The following is a 21,662-nucleotide window of genomic DNA, read 5'->3' on the forward strand; positions in this document are numbered from 1 at the left end:
ACAAAGATTGTCAGGCAGAAGTAGTGTCACTGCGTGATTAGTCAATTTCTATGTAAAACAAGATGCTGCAGGTAAATTTTTGTCATTTGCAGGTTGTGTTGTGTGATCCTGGACGCAAAATGCTCCGCTATCATTGCCTAAACTTATGACAGGTTAACGTTATGTGCGGTTTTATTTTGCTCATAAGGATGGAGGTACATCATGAAACGTCATCAATGCCGCGTTATAGGTAACGGATTAATGTGTCTGGGACTGCTGACCATGGTTGCCGGCATCGCCTCATCCGTTATCAACCAGCTACCTTCGGTGAATATGCCGCCCCTGCTGGCCAGTGGTGCCATGTTTGGTATTTTTATCGGGGCACTATTGTGGCTGGCGGGTGCGCGCGTCAGCGGTCGGGAAAAAATTGAAGATCGTTATTACTGGCATCGTCACCACGGTGATGTCCGCTGCCGCCGTAACCATACGCCCCATTAACTGACCCTTTCAGCAACCGCCTTTGGCGCTGGAAAAGCGTATTCTGTGCGGTTGCGGCCACGGGCTTTTGCGCAATAAAGGGCTTCATCAGCCAGCGCCAGCAGCGCCGGAAACTGGCTGGCAGCGGGGCTGGCTGTGGCATAGCCAATACTGACGGTATAACCGATCCCGGCAGGCTGCGAGCGCTGCGTCGCCTGACGTATAGCTTCGCACACCTGCCGAACCTGCTCACTGTCGCCGGTTACCAGCGCGGCAAACTCTTCTCCGCCGAGCCGGGCAAAATAGCTCTCTGCCGGCATATGCGCCTCAGCTATCTGGCAAAAATCGATTAACACCCGGTCACCCTGCAGGTGGCCATAGCGATCGTTGATGTTTTTAAAATGGTCGAGGTCAAACAGCACCGCGCTAAAGCCGTCGGCTGGAGAGAGCCGAGCCCGCCGCCGCCGCACGTTATCCGCCTGTTCAAACAGCGCACGTCGGTTCCATGCGCCGGTCAGCGGATCGCGCAATGACGCCAGCTTATGCGCCACCTGCGATCGTTCATTAACCATCGCCAGCAGAGTAAACGTCAGCCCTATCACAAACAGAATCGATTCAAGGATAACGTAAATCGAGAAACCCGATCCGCCAATGGCGCCCGGCTGGCGGCTGACAACAGCGTCATCAAGGAAAATGCGGGCGAGATGAAAACCGAGATGGATCCACAGCAGCGTCTGCGCAGGCCAGAAAGTGACTTTCAGCGTGCTGCGCGCGCGCCAGAGCAGCATGATAAACGCTGCGGTATAGAGTATGCACAGCAGGCAGAGCACCAGCACCCGCTGTGGCTGACCGTGATAAAAACCGGGCAGCAGGCAAAGCAGCGCCCAGAGCAGTGCGCCGCCGGGCCACAGCAGGCCAACGGGTCGCTGACAGAAGGTACGAAATGCGCACAGCAGCGTACCGTAAGCCAGCATAACTATGACATTGCCCAACGCAACCGGAAGAAAGTGCAGGCCGGCACTGCGCAGGCTGCTGAGAAATACCGCACACAGCGTCAGTATCAGCGTCAGCGTGGTAAAGCCCAGCACCCGGTCATACTGGGCACCGACCCAGGCAAATATCATAATGATGCTCAGAAACCCCAGCACATAAAGCTCGCACACAAACAGCGTATAAATATCGAGCGTCATGGCAGTGGGCGTTCCCGGAAAAAAGTGGAGCTGAAAATAGCACTATTTCCGAAGCGGCTGAAGTAGCGGACAGCGCGAAAACGAAAAAGAGCAGAAGGCAGGGAGAATAGCGTACAGAGTAAAAATTTATCGGGCGAACAGCGTGAAAAAAAGCAGCTTCAGAAAGGAAGGCGGGCGCGGATAAGCATAAAAAACCGGGCGCAGGGCCCGGTTAAGTGTGAACAATTAATGTTCAAACATAGCAGAGATTGATTCTTCGTTGCTGATACGGCGAATAGCTTCAGCCAGCATGCCGGAAAGTGTCAGAGTGCGCACATTTGGCAGCGCTTTCATCTCTTCCGAAAGCGGGATGGTGTCACAAACAATCACCTCGTCAATCACAGATTTGCGCAGGTTTTCAACTGCGTTACCCGAGAAGATAGGGTGGGTGGCATAGGCGAATACGCGCTTGGCACCACGCTCTTTCAGGGCTTCAGCCGCTTTGCACAGCGTACCGCCGGTGTCGATCATATCGTCGACCAGCACGCAGTCACGTCCTGCGACATCACCAATAATATGCATAACCTGAGACACATTCGCGCGCGGGCGACGTTTGTCGATGATAGCCATATCCGTGTCATTAAGCAGTTTGGCAATTGCGCGGGCGCGCACCACACCACCAATATCCGGCGAAACCACGATGGGGTTTTCCAGGCCAAGCTGCAGCATATCTTCCAGCAGAATCGGGCTGCCGAAGACGTTGTCTACCGGCACATCAAAGAAGCCCTGAATCTGCTCGGCATGCAGATCAACGGTCAGCACGCGATCCACGCCGACGCTGGAGAGGAAGTCAGCAACCACTTTAGCGGTGATCGGTACACGCGCTGAGCGCACGCGGCGATCCTGACGGGCATAACCAAAATAGGGAATAACAGCGGTAATTCGACCAGCAGAAGCCCGACGCAGCGCGTCGACCATCACAACCAGCTCCATCAGATTATCGTTGGTGGGGGCACAGGTGGACTGGATGATGAAAATATCGCCACCGCGTACATTTTCGTTAATCTGTACACTTACTTCGCCGTCGCTGAAACGACCGACAGCGGCGTCTCCGAGGCTGGTGTAAAGGCGGTTGGCAATACGTTGTGCTAGTTCCGGGGTGGCGTTACCAGCAAATAGCTTCATATCAGGCACGAGAAGAACCTCAGGCTTGGACGTCCAGAGAATGAACCGCTCAAACATAACCGGCGAATATGTTTGAGCCTGTTCATACGGTGTGTTAATGCGCAACGTGCCGTATCTGGAACGGGTAATACGGTCACGTAAACGCTTAAAGCCCGGAAAGGGTTTGCTGCAACGGCGAGAGGTTAAGCCCGCGCGCCACAAATCCGCGAATCCATTTCGGGGCAAGCTCCAGCACCTGACGAGCGTCGGACTCGGTGTTAAATTCAGCAAACACGCAAGCGCCGGTCCCGGTCAGGCGCGACGGCGCGTATTCTAGCAGCCAGGAAAGCAGCGCATCAACCTCACGAAAACGTTTTCTTGCCACAGCTTCACAATCATTATGAAAAGGCAGGCTCAACAGTTCATCTAATGTGCGTATCGGTGAATTGCGCGTCAGATCGGGATCGCGGAAGATATCGGGCGTGGCGATACTCACACCCGGATGCGCGACCAGATACCACTTTTCTGGCGGCGAAGCGGGCTGCAGCTGCTCCCCGACGCCTTCGGCAAACGCGGCGTGGCCGCGCACAAATACCGGGACATCGGCGCCCAGCGTGACGCCCAGCGCAGCCAGTTCATCTGTGCTCAGCCTGCACTGCCACAGATGGTTCAGCGCCACCAGTACCGTGGCGGCATCAGAGGAGCCGCCGCCCAGCCCACCACCCATCGGCAGCTGTTTTTCCAGCGCAATCTGTGCGCCCGCGCGGTCGTCAAGTGTGCCTTTCGCCATCGCCGCCTGCTTTAACGCCAGGGCCGCGCGCACAATCAGATTATCAGCATCGGCCACGCCTGGCAGCGGCGTCAGCAGGCTGATATGCCCGCTGCGATCCGGGGTAATGTCCAGCGTATCGCCCGCATCGAGAAACTGAAACAGCGTTTGCAGATTATGGTAGCCGTCAGCGCGCCGGCCGGTAATGTAGAGAAACAGATTAAGTTTTGCCGGAGCGGGCCAGGTGGTCATCATTGCAGGGTCCAGCTATCCATACGCAGTTTGATACGCTGGTCGCCCTCGGTCAGCTCCAGGTTAGCGGGCAGAGAGGGTGTGACTTTTGTGTCGTAGTCGCCGATAGCCACGTGCCACTGCTGGCCGTTGCGGCTGTAGCTCAGGCTTTTCAGCTGGTAGTTGTTATTGAGCTGATAATCTGTGGCGTCGCCCGGCAGGCCCATCATCCACTGCCGCAGGTTGGCCAGCGGAATATCCATGCCGGTAAGCTGCGAAATCATTTTCTCAGCATCATTACTGGTATAACGCTTGCCTTTGTTATCAACAATCTGCACCACGGAGCCCTGGGCATCCAGCTGCAGTTCGGTGCTGCCCAGCGGGTTGGTCAGCAGCAGGCGATAGCGGTCGGGCGCGGTCTGCTGCCAGTTGAAGCGGGCATAGACTTTCTGTTTATCGGACAGGTAAGCAAAAGCGCCGCGCGTCTGATAATGGCTGATTCCGGCGACCTGCTGCTGGTGCTGTTGCCACTGTGGCGCGGTAGTTGCGGGACCTGCTCCCTGCTGCGGTTTGTTAATGCTGCAAGCCGCCAGCAGAACGCTGGCAAGGGGTAAAAGGCGCAACAGTTTGCGCGTAGGCAATGGCATCACGTGGTCATCTCCTCAGACACGTTTTTAATTCGTAACCGATAACGCTAACTGCCCGCCTGATAACCGTCAATGCCGGCCAGCGGAAAATTGCGCACGATCAGTTTAATCTTATCACTGTCATAGTCTTTGTATGGCTTTTCATGATCTGCCGCATCTTGTAGAATGCGCTTCACAAAACCAGACAATCAATGGGACTTCCCAGCCACAATCACATGACGCTCCTGGCACTCGGAATCAATCACAAAACTGCTCCTGTCGCTCTGCGTGAACGCGTGTCGTTTACGCCGGATACGCTTGACCAGGCTCTGAACAGCCTGCTGTCGCAGCCAATGGTACAGAGCGGCGTGGTACTTTCTACCTGTAACCGCACCGAACTCTACCTCAGTGTAGAGCAGCAGGCGGATTTGCAGGAGAAGCTGGTACGCTGGCTATGTGATTACCACAATTTGCCGGAAGCGGATGTGCGCAACAGTCTCTACTGGCACCAGGATAACGCGGCGGTCAGCCATCTGATGCGCGTAGCCAGCGGGCTCGATTCGCTGGTACTGGGCGAACCGCAAATTCTCGGTCAGGTGAAAAAGGCGCATGCCGACTCCTCCCGCGATCGTGCGCTGACCAGTGAGCTGGAGCGGATGTTCCAGAAAACGTTCTCCGTGGCCAAGCGCGTGCGGACCGAAACTGAAATCGGCGCCAGCGCGGTCTCTGTTGCCTTCGCCGCCTGTTCGCTGGCGCGGCAGATATTCGAGTCGCTCAGCACCGTTAATGTGTTGCTGGTAGGGGCAGGTGAAACCATTGAGCTGGTAGCACGCCATCTGCGCGAGCACAGCGTAAAAAAACTGATGATCGCGAACCGCACCCGTGAACGTGCTCAGCTGCTGGCTGACGAAGTGGGTGCCGAAGTTATCAGCCTGGCTGAAATTGAAACCCGCCTTTCCGACGCCGATATCATTATCTCTTCTACCGCCAGCCAGCTGCCGATTATTGGTAAAGGCATGGTGGAGCGTGCGCTGAAAGCGCGACGTAATCAGCCGATGCTGCTGGTGGATATCGCTGTACCGCGCGACGTTGAACCTGAAGTGGGCAAGCTGCCTAACGCCTACCTTTACAGCGTGGACGATCTGCAGGCGATCATTGAGCAGAATATGGCGCAGCGTAAAGCAGCCGCCCTGCAGGCAGAAAGCATTGTTGTGCAGGAGAGCGGGGAGTTTATGGCGTGGCTGCGTGCACAAAGCGCCGGCGAGTCCATCCGTGAATACCGCATGCAGGCAGAGCAGGTACGCGCTGAACTGCAGGAGCGCGCGCTGGCTGCGCTGCGACAGGGAGCCGATGCAGAAAAAGTGCTGCAGGAGCTGGCACATAAACTCACCAACCGTCTGATCCATGCACCAACCAAATCACTTCAGCAGGCTGCCCGCGATGGCGATGGCGAACGCCTGCAGATCTTACGCGACAGCCTCGGTTTAGAGTAATCTCCGCTGTCACGACCTATCACCGGGATACCTACAATTAGATGAAAAGCTCGATTATTGCCAAGCTGGAAGCGTTACAGGAACGCCATGAAGAAGTGGAAGCGTTACTGGGCGATGCCGGCGTGATTGGCAATCAGGAACGTTTCCGCGCGCTGTCACGCGAATATGCCCAGCTGAGCGATGTCACCCGCTGCTTCCGCGACTGGCAGCAGGTGCAGGAGGATGTGGATACCGCTGAAATGCTGCTTGAGGACCCGGAAATGCGCGAAATGGCGCAGGATGAACTCAGGCTGGCACGCGACAAACGTGAGGTACTGGAGCAGCAGCTGCAGGTCTTGCTGCTGCCCAAAGATCCGGATGATGAACGCCCCTGCTTTATCGAGGTACGTGCCGGAACCGGCGGCGACGAGGCGGCGATTTTTGCCGGCGATCTCTTCCGGATGTACAGCCGTTACGCTGAAGGACGACGCTGGCAGGTGGAGATCATGAGCGCCAATGAAGGCGAGCACGGCGGCTATAAAGAGGTGATCGCGCGGGTGACGGGCGAGGGCGCATATGGGCGGATGAAGTTTGAGTCGGGCGGGCATCGCGTTCAGCGCGTGCCGGAAACCGAATCACAGGGGCGCATCCACACCTCGGCCTGCACCGTGGCCGTTATGCCGGAGCTGCCGGAAGCGGAACTGCCGGATATTAATCCGTCCGATCTGAAAATCGATACCTTCCGCTCCTCAGGTGCAGGTGGTCAGCACGTCAACACCACCGACTCCGCTATCCGTATCACTCACCTGCCAACCGGCATCGTGGTTGAGTGTCAGGATGAGCGTTCACAGCATAAAAACAAAGCCAAAGCGCTGGCGGTACTGGGCGCGCGTATTCACGCGGCTGAGATGGCAAAACGGCATGCAGCCGAGGCTTCAACCCGCCGCAACCTGCTTGGCAGCGGCGATCGCTCAGATCGAATCCGCACCTATAACTTCCCGCAGGGGCGTGTGACCGATCACCGCATCAACCTTACGCTTTACCGGCTGGATGAGACAATGGAAGGCAAGCTGGATACGCTAATCGAGCCGATCGTGCAGGAGTATCAGGCCGATCAGCTCGCCGCGCTGGCCGGACAGGATTGATGGAAATTCGCCGCTGGCGTCAGCTGGCTGTGATAGCGCTGAGCGGAGGCGAAAGTCCGAAGCGGGACGCTGAGATCCTGCTCAGCTTCGTTACCGGTAAAACGCGCAGCTGGCTGCTGGCCTTTGACGAGCATCTGCTGAGCGACGATCAGCTCGCGCAGCTTGAGTTGCTGCTGGCACGCCGTCAGCGGGGTGAACCGATAGCTCACCTGACGGGGGAGCGTGAATTCTGGTCACTGCCGCTGCGTGTCAGTGACGCCACGCTGATCCCGCGTCCGGATACTGAACTGCTGGTTGAGCAGGCGCTGCTGCGTCTGCCCGCACAGCCCTGTGAGGTGCTTGACCTGGGGACCGGTACGGGTGCCATTGCGCTGGCCCTTGCCAGTGAACGTCCTGACGCGCAGATCACCGGCTGCGATCGCATTCCCGCTGCCGTTGCGCTGGCGCAGGAGAATGCGGCGCGGCTTGGCCTTATCAACGTCCGCTTTCAGCTCAGCCACTGGTTTAATGACCTGCCTGCTACCCGCTACCACCTGATCGCCAGTAATCCACCGTATATTGATATGGATGACACCCATCTGCTGCAGGGTGACGTGCGCTTTGAGCCGCGCAGTGCGCTGGTAGCCGATGAAGCCGGGCTGGCCGATATTCGTTTTATTATCCGCAGCGCCCCGGCGTGGCTGCAGCCGCAGGGCTGGCTGCTGCTGGAGCATGGCTGGCAGCAGGGTGCCGACGTGCGCGCCCTGATGTGTGAACAGGGCTATCAGCAGGTAATCACCCTCACTGACTATGGCGGTAATCCGCGCGTTACGCTTGGACAATATGCATAAAGGGACACAGGATGGCCGGCTGGTATCCGCAGATTAAGCAGTTTCATATTTTTATGGTGATTATCAGCGTCAGCCTGTTTCTGCTGCGCTTTTACTGGCTGACTACCGCTTCAGGCCTGCTGCAGCAGCGCTGGGTGCGGATCGTACCGCATCTGTGCGACACGTTTTTACTGTTGAGCGGCGCGCTGCTGGTGATAATTACTCACTTTTATCCCTTCACACCGCAAGGAAGCTGGCTGACGGAGAAGCTGTTAGCGGTTATTATCTACGTCGCCTTGGGTTTTGTGGCACTGAGTCGTCGTCCGCGCAAGCTGAGCACGCGCTGGTTCGCCTGCCTGCTTGCGCTGGTTGCTCTGCTGTTTGCAGGCAAGCTGGCGATGACCAAACTGCCGATTTTGGGGATAGTATGACCTCATCAGTAGAATTTGATTTTAATGAAACACCGTTAAGTGAAGCAGTGATAGGTGCAACCTGCGCCATCCGCGACGATTTTTCCGCCCCTTCAGTTCAGCAGCAGCTGTCAAAACTGGTGGAAGAGGCGCGCGACTATATCAGTAGCGCCGCGGATGCCGATCTGCGGCTGGAAAAGCTGCTGGAGCTGTTCTATCGCGAATGGGGCTTTGGCGGCGCCAGCGGCGTCTATAACCTGTCAGATGCGCTCTGGATCGATAAAGTCCTGAAAAGCCGTCAGGGCACCGCGGTGTCGCTGGGGGTAATCCTGCTGCACATTGCCGAACAGCTGGAACTGCCGCTGATGCCGGTTATTTTTCCGACTCAGCTTATTCTGCGCGCAGACTGGCTGGATGGTGAAATGTGGCTGATTAATCCCTTCAATGGTGAAACGCTGGATACCCATACGCTTGAGGTCTGGCTGAAGGGAAATATCAGTCCTACGGCAAAACTCTATACCGACGATCTCGATGAAGCCAAGACGCTCAGCGTGATGCGGAAAATGCTCGATACGCTGAAAGCGGCGCTGATGGAAGAGAAGCAGATGGAGCTGGCGCTGAACGTCAGTAAAGTATTGCTGGAGATCGATCCTGACGACCCGTATGAAATTCGCGATCGCGGCTTAATCTACGCTCAGCTGGAGTGCGAGCATATTGCGCTCACGGACTTAACCTATTTTGTTGAGCAGTGTCCGGAAGATCCGGTGAGTGAAATGATCAAAGTACAGATCCATGCAATCGAACAGAAACAGGTCACGCTACACTAAGCGTTGCCGGTATAAGGAAAGATCATGACAGAGAAAGTAGTTAAAATTGGCGATATCGATGTAGCAAACGATCTGCCGTTTGTGCTGTTTGGCGGGATGAACGTACTGGAATCACGCGAACTGGCGATGCGCATCTGTGAGCACTATGTGACGGTGACCGACAAACTCGGTATTCCTTATGTCTTCAAAGCCTCTTTTGACAAGGCGAACCGCTCCTCGATTAAATCGTATCGCGGTCCGGGTCTGGATGAGGGCATGAAGATTTTTCAGGAGCTGAAGCAGGCGTTCGGCGTGAAGATCATCACCGACGTGCATGAATCCTGGCAGGCGCAGCCGGTTGCCGATGTGGTTGATGTTATTCAGCTGCCGGCATTTCTGGCTCGCCAGACCGATCTGGTCGAAGCAATGGCAAAAACCGGCGCCGTGATCAACGTTAAAAAACCGCAGTTTGTCAGTCCGGGCCAGATGGGTAACATCGTGGATAAGTTTGCGGAAGGCGGTAATGATAAGGTTATCCTGTGCGATCGCGGCAGCAACTTCGGTTATGACAACCTGGTTGTGGATATGCTGGGCTTTAACGTAATGAAGAAAGTCACGAATAACAGCCCGGTCATTTTCGACGTGACGCATGCGCTGCAGACGCGCGATCCGTTTGGTGCCGCATCAGGGGGTCGTCGTGCTCAGGTAGCGGAGCTGGCTCGTGCCGGTATGGCCGTTGGTATTGCCGGTCTCTTTATCGAGGCGCACCCGGAGCCAAACAGCGCGAAATGCGACGGTCCTTCCGCGTTGCCGCTGGATAAGCTGGAGCCGTTCCTGGCTCAGATGAAAGCGATTGACGATCTGGTCAAGAGCTTCCCGGCACTGGATACCAGCAGCTGACAGCCTGTGGCAAACAAAAAAGGCACCCTGACGGGTGCTTTTTTGTTTTCACTGTGCATCAGATTAGAGCATGATCGTCAGCAAATAACCGGCGAACAGCGCCAGGTGCGCCGCACCGTTGAGCACATTCGTACGCCCGGTCGAGAACGAAATGTGACACAGGATCAGGACGGCGATCAGCATCACCATGTGCGGGGGCTCCAGGCCAAAAATCAGCGTCTGTCCTGTCAGCGTGGCAATGATACTGACGGCTGGCACGGTAAGGGAAATCGTCGCCAGCACGGAACCAAAAAACAGGTTCATGGCGCGCTGCACCTGGTTGGTCAGCACCGCTCTGATGGCGCCCAGCCCTTCCGGAGACAGGATCAGTAGCGCGACGAGGAAGCCGGTAAACTGCTCCGGTGCGTTAAGCTCTTTCAGCAGCAGTTCAAGCGGATTAGCATTCATTTTGGTCACGCTGATAACCGCAATCAGATGAACAATCAGCCAGAGCGTGTGCCACAGCGAGCTGTGCGCAGAGGGTTTGCCGTGGTGCGGATCGTCCCCCTCATCTTCGTGCTCATAGACAAACAGGCTTTGATGCGTTTTGGTCTGAATCAGCAGGAAAACGCCATACATGGCGGCTGAGATAGCAGCGATAATCAGTGCCTGCGCGGTAGTAAAGTTGCCGCCTGGCAGGGCATTCGGGAACACCAGAACCAGAATCGCGAGCGGAAAGATGGCAATCATATACTGCTTAACGCCAGCCAGATTGACATACTGAGTAGCGAATTTTCTGCCACCGAGCAGCAGCGCGCAGCCCACGAGTCCGGATGTGACAATCATAATGATGGAATAGAGCGTATCGCGCATCAGCGCCGGTGCGGCATCGCCCGTTGCCATCAGCGCAGAGATAAGGCTTACCTCAAGAATTACCACGGAAAGACTCAGGATCAGCGAGCCGTAGGGTTCGCCCAGCCGGTGCGCCAGCACGTCCGCATGGCGCACAACGCTAAAGGCGCTGCTCAGAATCGCCACCAGTGCCAGCAGGTTGATGCCGATAACCGGCAGCAGCGCTGTCTGATTGCCAAAAAAGCTCAGCACCGTCAGTGCAGTAACGGGAAGAATCAGCGAAAACTCACTGTGTCGGGTTTTTTCATGTCCAGCCATTCACCATCCCCATTAGCAAAATGTTTAAAAACCGGCGTCATTGCCTGTTAACTATACGCATTAATCACACTGGCGCAGTGTAGCTTTTCATCACTCGCTGAACAGATTTTTTACGCGACTTTACTTTTTGCGCTAAGTTAATCTGATTGAACTAAATAAACAGTTATTTCAGTATTTATATTTAAATTCATGCAGATATAAATTCACTATAAGCAAATATCGCGCTGCTAAATCCACTTTAAAGCTGTGATATGAGGCCGTTATTGGCTTTAAGCAGACTGTTTTAACGATCGCTGGCAAAAGATAGCGTTTGCATTTCAGCGCATCTGTTCCAGACTTTACGATATACCTGACACCGGAGGAGATATGCCTTACTCATCAACCAGCGAACTGCCAGACAGCGTGCGTCACGTGCTGCCGGCTCATGCACAAACCATCTATCAGAACGCCTTTAACAATGCCTGGGATCAATATAAGGATAAAGAAGATCGCCGGGGCGATGCATCACGGGAAGAGGTCGCGCACAAAGTTGCCTGGGCTGCAGTGAAGCATGATTATGCGAAAGGCGATGACGATAAGTGGCATCCGAAAAAGTAGTGGCTGATGCGGGCCAGAGCGGCCCGCACCACGCCTGTTTTAATCCTCTCATTATTTCTTCCCGCCAGCCGATAATCTGAAACAGTTCTTTATGTGAAAAGCGTCAGGACAATCTTGAAACCACAGTAATGAATGCATTACTGTTTCTGACTGAGCCGACGCGCGTCGTTTTCAGGATACCGGTTCAGGATCCAGGCGTGCAGGGTGCCAGTGCAGTAGAGGAGATCGCAGTGTTAACCCGGGAATTCTTACTTAAAGCCGATTGCAAAACATCGTTTGGTGATATTGATGAGGCGCTGCTGTGGAGCTGCGAAAAGCGGGCCGCTTCGCTTTCTGCCACGCTTGCCTGCCGGCCTGACCAGAGTCCGGTATGGATCTTTGGCTATGGATCGCTGATGTGGAACCCGGTTTTTGACGCGGAGGAAGTGGCTTCAGGACGCCTGGAGGGGTGGCATCGCGCGTTCTGTTTGCGGCTCACCGCCGGACGCGGCACCGAGGCGGCACCAGGACGCATGCTGGCGTTAAAAGAGGGCGGCAGCACCAGCGGCCTGGCTTTTCGTCTGCCAGAGGCGCGCCTGCATGAAGAACTGGAGCTGCTCTGGAAGCGCGAGATGATCACCGGCTGCTATCTGCCCACCTGGTGCGAGCTGCAGCTGGAAGACGGCCGCTGCGTTACGGCGCTGGTCTTTATCATGGATCCGCGTCATCCGCTGTATGAGGATGATTCCTGCCGCAGTACTATTGCACCACTGATTGCGCAGGCGAGCGGGCCACTCGGAACCAATGCGCAGTACCTTTTCTCGCTTGAGCAGGAGCTGGTCAGACGCGGCATGCAGGAAGCCGCACTGACGCGGCTTGCCGCTGAGGTAAGGGCGCTGCAGCAGCGTGCAGCGCCTCAGGCTTAATTACCAGGGTTGATGAGCCAGGTACCAGGCTGCTTAATCGTCAGTGCCTGGCTGCGCACCTGGTCACCATGCCGCACCTCAAGATGATAGCTGCCGGCAGCGAGATTGAGTGACGCAAAACCGCTGCTGGCGGCTTTCACATCCTGCACTTCGCCATTCAGCACGACGCTTTCGCCTGCCTGCAGCTGCAGATAGATCGTGGCAATGGCAGGCGCACTCGCCGCCGCCGGCGTTACCTTCGCTGCCGGCGCAGCCGCTTCCGGCGCTGCCGCGACAGGTGGCGTCTCACCGTGGCGCACCGTCTGCCACACAACCAGACCCACCGCCAGCAGCGCCACAGCAGCCAGCGCCAGTATGCCCGGCGACGCGCGTCGGCCTGCTGCACCGCCAGTGAGCGGTTCAGCAGCGGCGGCAGCGGGGTTAATTGCCACCAGCGGGGGCTCAGGTTCTGTAGCTGTTTCCGGCAGCCCGGCGGGCAGGGCAACCACCGGCAGCGGCGTGCTGAGCGCTTCGGCATCGCTCACCGGCAGATCGATAAGCTGCGCGAAGGCGTCGATGGTCTGCGGACGGTCCTGAGGCTTCATCGCCAGCGCACAGTCGATGGCGTGCAGCAGCGGCAGGGAATAGCCTTCAGGCCGGGTTACCGCAAGCGGCTGATAATTATCTTCGATGCAGCGCACCACGCTGACCGGCGGCGCATGTCCGGTAATCAGCGTATGCAATACCGCGCCCAGCGCATAGATATCGGTCCAGGGACCCTGTTCGACCTCACCCTCTTCACTATATTGCTCAATCGGCGCAAAGCCTGGCTTAAGCATGATTTCGGTTTCATCTGACAGATTGCCGATCTCTTTGCGCGCTGAACCAAAATCGAGCAGCACCGGCAGCTGGTTATCCTGAATCTGTATATTATCCAGCGAGATATCGCGATGCAGATAGCCGGCGGTATGGATTGTATTGATTGCGCCAAACAGCGGCGGAAGCAGGCGACGGATCCAGACTTCATCCACAGTGTCAGACTGACTTGCCTGCCACGCTTTCAGCGTCATACCGCTATAGAACAGCGTTCCCATATAGGCGGTGCCATTCTCTTCCCAGAAGCGCAGCACGTGCAGCAGCCCCGGATGATTAAAGCGTGCCAGCAGGCGTGCTTCCTGAATAAAGCTGTTACGACCGGCGTTGAACAACTTCTGAAAGCGCTCACCGCGCAGCTCCAGCGACATGTCTGCTGCGCGTACGGCCAGCGACTGCGGCATATACTCCTTGATGGCGATAAACCGTTCCAGCTGGTGATCCCAGGCGCGGTAGACGATGCCAAAACCGCCACCGCCTACGACGTCCCTGATTTCAAACTCGTTAAACCGGTAGCCCGCAGGCAGGGCATTAGGGATATGATTTTCGTTTGCCGACATAGTGAGTTCTCTGAACACATCCTGTAGTGCCTGTTGCCGCAGGGCAGCAGGCAGCGATCGCTGATTAATTAATGTTACGCCAGGCACCGATAGCCGGATCGGCGAGATCCGCATGCAGGGTGTCAATCAGTAACACTGTCACTTTTTGCTGTGGCATAAACTGCGGCGACCAGATGCCGCGTAAACGATCGACCTGCGCTTTTACCGTGCTGCTTTCACTGCCAGCTTTTTTATCCATCTGAATCAGCAGGGCACCGCTAAAACGCCAGACATGTTCCCGCGCATCAAACGGCAACACCAGCCAGCTCCCGGCAGCATCCGGCCGGGTTACAATCATCCGCTGTTTATTGACCGCGACTATCTCCAGCGGTCTGGCGCCAGCCGCGAGACCGGCAACCGGGTATCCCTGATAAAAGACCACCGGCAGCGTCGCAGGCCCGCCTTTACTCAGCAGCGTCATGCTGGCTGCGCCTTCCAGCCAGCCTTCCGTGGAGCAGCGCCGTTCCGGTGCATCAGGGATAAACAGCGAAGCGCCTTTATCATCCCACCAGGTGCGGAAATGACAGCCACCGGGCAACGCAAAGTGCTGCAGCGGCGTGTTGTCCGCCGGTCGGGAGAGATCCAGCGGTGCCGCAGTCGTGCTGCTGGCGCTGGCAGTGGCGTCATTCAGGATAATCGGACGCCAGTTCTGCAGTTTTGCTGCGCTGCCGTTAGCCAGCACGCTGCCTTCTTTGGTGGTCATCTGCCACGGCAGCTCATCGAGAGTGCCGCACTGGTTTGCCAGCAGCGTGCCTACCCGGGGCAGAAAGCTGGTAAGAATACGCGTGTCGCTGCTTTTACCGGACACAATACGCAACGGCAGCGTCTCTTTGCACCAGTCGTCGGGCGCTTTACTGGCAACATTGTCGATCCAGACTTCCAGCGCCAGACTGGGCGAATAGACCACACGATAATCTTCTGCCTGTGCATTCTGGGCCAGCAGCAGGGCGGCAACGCCCGACAACCACACTTTCATAGGGATCCTTGCAAATCAATAGTGAGGCGGCACAAAGCGCGCCGCATCAGCCTGGGAATAGAGCAGCGTGGCATCCTGCGGTTCGCCAATCCAGATCGCCAGCGCGCTGAGGTTGTCCCGCTTCTCGCTGCGATTTACCGCCTGTTCCATCAGCGTCAGCCACTCTTCACAGGCGTTAACCATACGTAACGCCTGTTCCATCTCCTGCGTGGTCAGGTTGAGCCAGAAGCCGTCCGTGCAGACCAGAAACGCATCCCCGTCCTGGAGGTCAATCGCGGCACTGAACGTGACCGGACGTACCGGCTCAGTGCCGAGCGCATTATAGAGTAAATTACTGTTAATGCCGGAATTTTCATAGCCTGCTTCCTGCAGATGCCGGGCCAGACTGTGGTCCCGGGTTACCTCACACAGCGTGCCATGACGGAAGTGGTAAACCCGGCTGTCGCCTGCATGCGCCCACCATGCACGCTGTTTTTTACGGTCAATAAACAGGGCTGCGAGCGTGGTGCTCATGCGGGAAAATTTCGGATTCTTCCCTTGCTCCGCTGCCAGCGTTTGCTGGCAGAGGGTGATAGCTGCCTGCGTGGTGTCAGGCGTAAAGCTGTGGCTGTTTTGCAACGCGCTCAGCAGGGTATCGCGCACCAGCTGCGCTGCGTAGTCGCCGCCGGGTAGTCCCGCTACGCCATCACATACCAGAAAACAGGCGTGCTCATCGTCGAGCTGCGCACCGGTACGATCCTGGTTTTCATCACGCCGGCCCTGCTGACAGCGGCTGGCAAACATCATTTTCATGTCTCGTCCGTCCGCGTCTGTGAATCTTTGTACTGATTAACTTCCATGTCATACGCATTGAGAAAGGCTTCGCCAAAGAGCGTGTGGAAATCATCTTCAATCTCGCCAGCAGTGCGCTGATAGTGCCGCGTAAAAGCGTCCCACAGGGCAGCCTTGCGCCCGCTGCTGAAGGCGATTTTAGGCAGCGCGCCATCCTCGCGTGCGCGATCTTCCAGCCGCTGCGGGTTAAAAGATTGCAGCATGGCAGCAATGATCGCCCGGATACCGGCGATCATGCCCAGCTGATGCGCCTGTAAATCCACCAGTGCATCGCGCACCGCGGCTTCAGGCGGCATAAAGCCCGGCATCTGGCTTTGATACATCTGCATCAGCACGGTTTTACCGGAGGGCAGGATCTTAAACGGATTATTGGCTTCATTCAGAATCATAGTCATGTCAGCTTTCACGCCGCGTTTGAGTATCGAACGCGAGGAGAGCAGGGCAACGGTTCCCTGAGAAAACAGGCTGAGCATGCGGCCGGTAACGCGCATCTGCTCTTCACTGATAGCGGTCTGATGACCATTGTTCAGTCCCATTCCCTCCAGCAGAGCGGCGATGAGCTTCTCTTCTCCGGCTTCCGCAGGCAGGCCGGTTTGCGGTGCGCGCTCATAAGCAGGATCGATGGCCAGCCGCGGATCGGGCCGCCGCTCCTGACGTGCAGTGAGAGGGGGTTCCGGCATCAGTTCAGCACTCAGAACGGCCTCCTGCTGCATACCAAGCGGATCGGTGGCATCCTCGCTAAAAAACGACAGCGGATCGTTCTGCACCGCAGGCTGCTGCGCGGGGTCGGTAATGTCCAGCGTGTATTGACCAATCTGCAGCCGATCGCCATGCTGTAGCAGCGCCTGCGCACCACGCTGCACGACCTGACCATTCAGCATAATCGCCGTTACGCTGCCCTGTGCGGTCAGACGACATTCACCCTCGGCAGAAAGATGAATAAGCGCCTGCAGGCGTGAGATGGCGCGCGTTTCATCAGGCAGTATCAGATCGTTATCCTGACTGCGGCCAATGGTGCCGCCAGGCGGCATAAAGGTGACGCTTCTGGCGGGCACATCCGTATCGCACTGCACAAAGGTAAATTGCATGAGTCATCCCGTTAATAAGGCAAACGCGCCGGCTTATTCAAACATGGGTGGATAGAGGCCATTACGCCCCGGCTGCGCACCCGCCGCCGGGTTAAATAACAGTGAAAAAAGCTCTGCGGTCAGCGGGCCGCTGTGTTTATGGGTGGCGTGAGCAAAGCCGTCACTGCGATTGCTCCACCAGTAGCTGATATGTTGCTGTGGTTCAAACCGTTCTGCTACTTCCCGCCAGCTCAGGGTGCAGGGAAGATCGGCAAAACCGATGACATCCATAATATCGCTGCGCTGATTGTCCGGCACCAGTAAGGGTGAAAGCTGCTGCATGTGGGCTTCCAGGCTCTCCGGCAGGGTGCGATCGCGCACCGCTGACCAGAGCAGCCCGCCCAGCTCACGAAACCAGTCGCCGGAGATCGTCAGCTGCGCCGGGTGCCACTCGTTCAGCGTAAAGGTGCGCAGGGCCAGCAGCGGCCAGGCGCGTCCCACACGATCGCACGAGGGCAGCAGGCAGCCCATCTGCACCTGCTGGCGCAGCGGCGACAGCGGCAGAACAAAGTTCCACACCGGCGCGCGTAAAAAGAGCTGCGTGCTGGCGTGCTCCTGCTGATGCCAGTGAATTAATCCCTGCTGAAACCAGTGGCTCCAGGGAGAAACAGTGGCCTCACTCAGACGCTGCCGCAAAAAGTCACCGGTAGCGGGTAGTTTGCCATACCAGCCCGGCGCGCTGTGGTTCGCCATGATCACCTCACCGTTACTCACTATAGCGGGTCAGCTGCCCGGCAGAGGCCTCTGGCGCGGTCGCCAGCACGCTGCTCTCCTGACCCGCACGTTTCAGGTTTTCTGCAAGCTTGCGCATCATCAGCGCGTTATCACGTGCATAGGGTGAAGATTGTATCTGCTGATCGAGCAACTGACTGAGATGCCAGTCGAGCTGCTGCAGATCGCGCACGCTGACGTCCGCCGGCAGCGTGCGCTGCAGATTTTCGATCAGCCAGCTGCGCAGAAACGTGCCGTCATAATTACGCGGCTGATAAAGCATCTGATAGGCGCGTAGCGCGTTGCGGCTATAAGCGTTGTCGGTGCCGGGATCGTCGCGCAGCAAATGCGTGATTTGCTGTGCCACCCGTGGCAGCAGCAGAGACTTAAGCGCATTTTGATAAAGCACCCATGCCGCATCGCTCACCTGCGTGCCGCGATAGAGTCCGGCGCGCATAGTAAGCGGCGGATTATCCAGCGAAAAGCGATCGGACAGCGGCAGTTTCACCAGGTTATTTAAGAAGGGTAGCAGATCAAAAATATTCTCGACGGGCTGATGGATGACCTGCTGACTTTGCTGCGTCAGAGGCGCAATACGGCTGGCCACCTGCTCAAGATAGCGCTGATTTTGCACATAGCTGGTAAGCCATAAGCCGCATAACAGAACCAGCGCGCCCGCCAGGGCACCATAGCCTATCCGGTGCAGCAGACGGTTGCGGTATTCCCAGTGGCGGTTGCTGCCGGCAAGACCGCTTTCGCGAAACACCAGTTCGCTTAGCAAATCGCGGATAAAATAGCTCTGGCCTTTATTGCCCGGAATAGGGTTACTGCGGTTGACGCTGTCCCAGGCTGCCAGAGTGTGGTCGCCGCTTTGCGGCAGCTGCAGCTTGCGATTAAGGGCGCCCATGATGCGGTCAAACGGCAGGCCTTCCTGGGTTCCGCTGGTAAAAAACAGCCCGCGCGCAGACCAGGCAATATCATCCTCATGACGGGAAAAGATAACGTCGAGATACTCATTAAGGAGCGGGTGAAGTGAACCAAACTCCTGCGGAAAAAGAAAGCTATCAGCCCGCTGCGTCAGATCGCGCTCGGCCGCCATGCGCTCTGCCAGCTGCTGCTTAAGCTGCTGCTCAAGCCGCCGGAAGCGCGCCGTAAAGCTGCTCTGCCACTCATCTTTGTGAGGTTTACCTGGCTCCCAGGGAAAGGTGAATCCCCAGATGGCATCCCGCTGCGGCTTACTGAGTCCTGCATGAAAGCTCAGAAACCCCTTCAGCAGATCCGTTTTAGTTACCATGATATAGACCGGAAAATGGATACCGGTTTGCTGATGCAGTTCAGCCATACGACAGCGCAGCGCCGTGGCCTGCGCATGCCGCGCCTCTGCGGTATCGGTCAGCAGGTCGGCCACGCTGATGGTCAGGATCACGCCGTTAATCGGCTGACGCGTGCGATAGCGCTTCAGCAGATTGATAAAGCTTTGCCACTCGGCGCTGTCGCGCGCGCGCTGGCTCTCCTGCAGCGCATAGCGCCCGGCGGTATCGATCAGTACTGCGCTGTCGGTAAACCACCAGTCGCAGTGGCGGGTTCCGCCTACGCCACGCACTGCGCTATTGCCATGCGTATCCGTCAGCGGAAAAGAGAGGCCGGCGTTTAACAGCGCGGTGGTTTTACCTGCGCCCGGTGCGCCGACAATCAGATACCACGGAAGCTCATAAAGGTAGTGGCTCTGAAAGCGTGCCAGCCAGCTTTTTTGATGATGACGACCAAACTGCGCTCGTTTCAGACGCAGCGCGGCTTCGCTGAAGCGCTGTGTCAGCACCTGTTCGGTGGAGTGGCGATCGGAGAGCTCTTCCTGACTCATGTTCTGCAGACGATTCAGCAGCTTGCTGTTGAACCAGCCACGCCATATTGCCGGAATAAGCTGAAACAGCGTCCAGCAGAAACAGAGCAAGGCGACGGCGAGCTGTCGTGAGAAGATCGGCTCCAGCGGGCGGGTCTCACCCCAGACCCACAGCGGGCCGAGCATCCACACCAGACAGCTGAGGGCGGTAACACCGATCAGGCTCCAGAGCAGGCGATGAGTCAGCAGGTGACGAACAGATGTGCGCATCAGCGTTTGCCCTCCGGGGTTGCCGCCGCTTCCGGTGCGGCAAAAAGTGTGATCTCCACCCGGCGATTGCGGGCGCGGTTTTCATTGCTGTCGTTAGGCAGCAGCGGGTTACTGTCACCGCGACCTTCTGCTTTAACACTTTGCCCCGGTGCCAGCTGCGTCGCCAGCAGCTGCGTAATAGCACGCGCGCGGGCCAGCGAAAATTCATAGGTAGAGGCAAAACGGCCATCCACAGCACGGTTGTCGGTATAGACCGAGACCAGAACAGTTCCCTTAACGCTTTTCATTGCGCTGGCGACGTGCGCCAGCAGCGCACGGCCAACCGGGTTGACGACGGTGCCATCCGGAACAAAAAGTTTATCGGCGGGGATGATGACTTTACTGCCAAAAGCGCCATCGCTGACTTCCAGCTGGCCGGCAGCAATCACATCATTCAGACGCTGGCGCAGGTCGAGCAGCGCCTGCGGTGAAGCGGGACGTCGTCCGGGCATAATCTGCGGCAAAGGGGTCTGATAGATATCGCGCAGCAGCGGTTCAGCCGCATTGCCCAGCCGCCAGTTGAGCATGCTGTAGACCATGCAGGCAATGAGCGCCGCTACGGTGGCACAGGCCCAGAGCGGGACCATCGGACGCGTCAGGCTGTTAACTAACGGATGCACCTCTACCAGCGGCGTTGCGGTGATATTTTCCGCTGCACGCGCGTCGTGGATCAGCTGCGCCAGACGTTTGCGAATACCTTCACACTGCGTACGGCCGCTTTCGCTGCCGCGGTAACGACCTTCATATCCCAGCAGCAGACAGTAGTGGATCACTTCCAGCAGCCAGAGATGCTGCTGCGGACTTTGCGAAACGCGGGAGAGAAGCTGAAAGAATTTTTCACCTCCCCAGCTTTCATTATGGAAACTCACCAGCATGCCGTTGCCTGACCAGACGCCGCGCGTTCCCCACGGCGTCTGGGCTGCCGCTTCATCCAGCACACTGCAAAGACAGTAGCGCGCACCGATGATCATCTCAAACGGCAGACCAGCCTGCTTGCAGCGCTGTTCAAACAGCCGGATCTCATCAATCAGCAGCTGGCGTAATCCGGCCGGATCGTCATGCGTTGCAGCCTGCCGGATGCGGACAACAGCATTCAGCACCGGGGCGGCGGCATTCAGCAAAAGGTTATCGTTGCCCGCGCTGATATCGTCGCGGGCAAAGGGATCCTGCATCATTAATTCTCGTTTTTCCTGGCAATGACGGCGCTATTTTGCCATAAACTGCGGCACCACTGTCGCCAATATGCGCCAGATTGCTGACTCAATCCAGGATCCAGGTCGCGGTATCAGTGGTGCGGCACGCTTTGCTGGCACCGCCTACTGCCACGCACACCTGTTTAGCACGACGCGGACGCGGGCGATCGCTGCGCAACGTGGCGTCATAGCGGCTGCTCTCAACGGCCGCTTTAGGGGGGATATAGCCTATCAGCTGGCCTTCTGGTTCTTCAGCAATCGCCAGCCAGTTATGTTCTACCCGGCCAAGCACTTCAAAGCGCTGGGCGTTATCAAGGTAGCGCACGACTTTGCCACCGTAATCAGGGGTGGTCATAACGGAAGCGGCATAGAGTGCCCGCCAGGATGCGTTGACAGGGGTGAACTCTGCAGGCGCGGCAACCGCATAACGATGCGTCAGGGTAACGCCGTTAACCGTACTGGTTACCAGCGTATCCTCTGTCAATGCTGGCGGCGGGGTTTTGCACCCGGCCAGCGTCAGGGTCGCCAGCAGCGTAAGCATAAGCGTTTTTTTCACCATCATCCTTATCATTCCATCAGATTAATTGCAGAGTAACAGTGGGCGTACCCGGCGAGT

General features: G+C 57.0%; 22 protein-coding genes. 9 read left to right on the forward strand and 13 right to left on the reverse strand.

Going from position 1 to position 21,662, the window contains the following annotated elements; translation table 11 throughout:
* Positions 1-201: 201 nt before the first annotated feature.
* A complete protein-coding gene (ychH, locus tag SB719_RS02220) occupies positions 202-477 on the forward strand; it encodes a stress-induced protein YchH (RefSeq protein WP_065649071.1) in 276 nt (91 codons plus the stop codon).
* On the opposite strand, the gene SB719_RS02225 is transcribed toward ychH, so the two are convergent.
* The 4 genes from SB719_RS02225 to lolB form a co-directional block, all read right to left on the reverse strand.
* A complete protein-coding gene (locus SB719_RS02225; protein ID WP_314687403.1) occupies positions 474-1,646 on the reverse strand; it encodes a GGDEF domain-containing protein in 1,173 nt (390 codons plus the stop codon). The two genes, ychH and SB719_RS02225, sit on opposite strands and share 4 nt — an antisense overlap.
* A 225-nt stretch (positions 1,647-1,871) precedes the next feature.
* On the reverse strand, positions 1,872-2,819 hold the full coding sequence (prs, locus tag SB719_RS02230; RefSeq protein ID WP_104085358.1) for a ribose-phosphate diphosphokinase: 948 nt from the start codon (positions 2,817-2,819) through the stop codon (positions 1,872-1,874).
* 136 nt (positions 2,820-2,955) lie between these two features.
* On the reverse strand, positions 2,956-3,813 hold the full coding sequence (gene ispE / locus SB719_RS02235; RefSeq protein WP_304234801.1) for a 4-(cytidine 5'-diphospho)-2-C-methyl-D-erythritol kinase: 858 nt from the start codon (positions 3,811-3,813) through the stop codon (positions 2,956-2,958).
* Positions 3,810-4,436: a lipoprotein insertase outer membrane protein LolB gene (gene lolB, locus SB719_RS02240; RefSeq protein ID WP_065649074.1), complete on the reverse strand. Its 627-nt coding sequence runs from the start codon at positions 4,434-4,436 to the stop codon at positions 3,810-3,812. The genes ispE and lolB overlap by 4 nt, the downstream gene beginning before the upstream one ends.
* Before the next feature lie 215 nt (positions 4,437-4,651).
* Here lolB and hemA point away from each other — a divergent pair, with 215 nt between their 5' ends.
* Genes hemA through kdsA form a run of 6 tightly spaced genes read left to right on the forward strand, consistent with a single transcriptional unit; the run spans position 4,652 to position 9,957 of the window.
* Positions 4,652-5,908: a glutamyl-tRNA reductase gene (hemA, locus tag SB719_RS02245; protein WP_065649075.1), complete on the forward strand. Its 1,257-nt coding sequence runs from the start codon at positions 4,652-4,654 to the stop codon at positions 5,906-5,908.
* Between the two features lie 41 nt (positions 5,909-5,949).
* The gene (gene prfA / locus SB719_RS02250) at positions 5,950-7,032 is read left to right on the forward strand and encodes a peptide chain release factor 1 (protein ID WP_065649076.1); all 1,083 of its coding nucleotides are present in this window, start codon (positions 5,950-5,952) and stop codon (positions 7,030-7,032) included.
* On the forward strand, positions 7,032-7,862 hold the full coding sequence (prmC, locus tag SB719_RS02255; protein ID WP_412158851.1) for a peptide chain release factor N(5)-glutamine methyltransferase: 831 nt from the start codon (positions 7,032-7,034) through the stop codon (positions 7,860-7,862). Before prfA ends, prmC begins: the two co-directional genes overlap by 1 nt.
* Before the next feature lie 11 nt (positions 7,863-7,873).
* Positions 7,874-8,272: a SirB2 family protein gene (locus SB719_RS02260; protein WP_065649078.1), complete on the forward strand. Its 399-nt coding sequence runs from the start codon at positions 7,874-7,876 to the stop codon at positions 8,270-8,272.
* Positions 8,269-9,078 (forward strand): invasion regulator SirB1, encoded by an 810-nt coding sequence (sirB1, locus tag SB719_RS02265; RefSeq protein ID WP_065649079.1) that lies wholly within the window; start codon positions 8,269-8,271, stop codon positions 9,076-9,078. Before SB719_RS02260 ends, sirB1 begins: the two co-directional genes overlap by 4 nt.
* A gap of 24 nt (positions 9,079-9,102) precedes the next feature.
* Complete coding sequence (kdsA, locus tag SB719_RS02270; protein WP_065649080.1) at positions 9,103-9,957, forward strand: 3-deoxy-8-phosphooctulonate synthase; 855 nt, start codon at positions 9,103-9,105, stop codon at positions 9,955-9,957.
* Positions 9,958-10,020: 63 nt separating this feature from the next.
* On the opposite strand, the gene chaA is transcribed toward kdsA, so the two are convergent.
* Positions 10,021-11,106, reverse strand: a complete 1,086-nt coding sequence (chaA, locus tag SB719_RS02275; protein ID WP_065649081.1) for a sodium-potassium/proton antiporter ChaA — start codon at positions 11,104-11,106, stop codon at positions 10,021-10,023.
* A 366-nt stretch (positions 11,107-11,472) separates the two neighbouring features.
* Between chaA and chaB the strand changes: the two genes are divergently transcribed.
* Together chaB and SB719_RS02285 are read left to right on the forward strand one after the other, a co-directional pair.
* Complete coding sequence (chaB, locus tag SB719_RS02280; RefSeq protein ID WP_065649082.1) at positions 11,473-11,703, forward strand: putative cation transport regulator ChaB; 231 nt, start codon at positions 11,473-11,475, stop codon at positions 11,701-11,703.
* Between the two features lie 230 nt (positions 11,704-11,933).
* Complete coding sequence (locus SB719_RS02285; RefSeq protein ID WP_167350684.1) at positions 11,934-12,608, forward strand: gamma-glutamylcyclotransferase; 675 nt, start codon at positions 11,934-11,936, stop codon at positions 12,606-12,608.
* Here SB719_RS02285 and SB719_RS02290 read toward each other — a convergent pair.
* The 8 genes from SB719_RS02290 to SB719_RS02325 all read right to left on the reverse strand — a co-directional run bounded on the left by SB719_RS02290 (position 12,605) and on the right by SB719_RS02325 (position 21,605).
* Complete coding sequence (locus tag SB719_RS02290; protein WP_412158852.1) at positions 12,605-14,020, reverse strand: serine/threonine protein kinase; 1,416 nt, start codon at positions 14,018-14,020, stop codon at positions 12,605-12,607. The two genes, SB719_RS02285 and SB719_RS02290, sit on opposite strands and share 4 nt — an antisense overlap.
* 64 nt (positions 14,021-14,084) lie before the next feature.
* A complete protein-coding gene (locus SB719_RS02295; RefSeq protein WP_065649084.1) occupies positions 14,085-15,035 on the reverse strand; it encodes a hypothetical protein in 951 nt (316 codons plus the stop codon).
* 15 nt (positions 15,036-15,050) lie between these two features.
* On the reverse strand, positions 15,051-15,827 hold the full coding sequence (locus SB719_RS02300) for a PP2C family protein-serine/threonine phosphatase (protein WP_065649085.1): 777 nt from the start codon (positions 15,825-15,827) through the stop codon (positions 15,051-15,053).
* A complete protein-coding gene (gene tagH / locus SB719_RS02305) occupies positions 15,824-16,954 on the reverse strand; it encodes a type VI secretion system-associated FHA domain protein TagH (RefSeq protein WP_065649086.1) in 1,131 nt (376 codons plus the stop codon). Before tagH ends, SB719_RS02300 begins: the two co-directional genes overlap by 4 nt.
* A 33-nt stretch (positions 16,955-16,987) precedes the next feature.
* Positions 16,988-17,686, reverse strand: coding sequence for a type VI secretion system-associated protein TagF (gene tagF / locus SB719_RS02310; RefSeq protein WP_065649087.1), 699 nt, complete (start codon positions 17,684-17,686; stop codon positions 16,988-16,990).
* 13 nt (positions 17,687-17,699) lie between these two features.
* Positions 17,700-19,814, reverse strand: a complete 2,115-nt coding sequence (gene tssM / locus SB719_RS02315; RefSeq protein WP_412158853.1) for a type VI secretion system membrane subunit TssM — start codon at positions 19,812-19,814, stop codon at positions 17,700-17,702.
* The gene (icmH, locus tag SB719_RS02320) at positions 19,814-21,028 is read right to left on the reverse strand and encodes a type IVB secretion system protein IcmH/DotU (RefSeq protein WP_304234813.1); all 1,215 of its coding nucleotides are present in this window, start codon (positions 21,026-21,028) and stop codon (positions 19,814-19,816) included. Before icmH ends, tssM begins: the two co-directional genes overlap by 1 nt.
* Positions 21,029-21,113: 85 nt before the next feature.
* On the reverse strand, positions 21,114-21,605 hold the full coding sequence (locus SB719_RS02325; protein WP_206099908.1) for an SH3 domain-containing protein: 492 nt from the start codon (positions 21,603-21,605) through the stop codon (positions 21,114-21,116).
* Positions 21,606-21,662 lie beyond the last annotated feature (57 nt).

The sequence above is a fragment of the Pantoea sp. SIMBA_079 genome, assembly GCF_046940275.1.
GTDB lineage: Bacteria > Pseudomonadota > Gammaproteobacteria > Enterobacterales > Enterobacteriaceae > Pantoea > Pantoea borealis.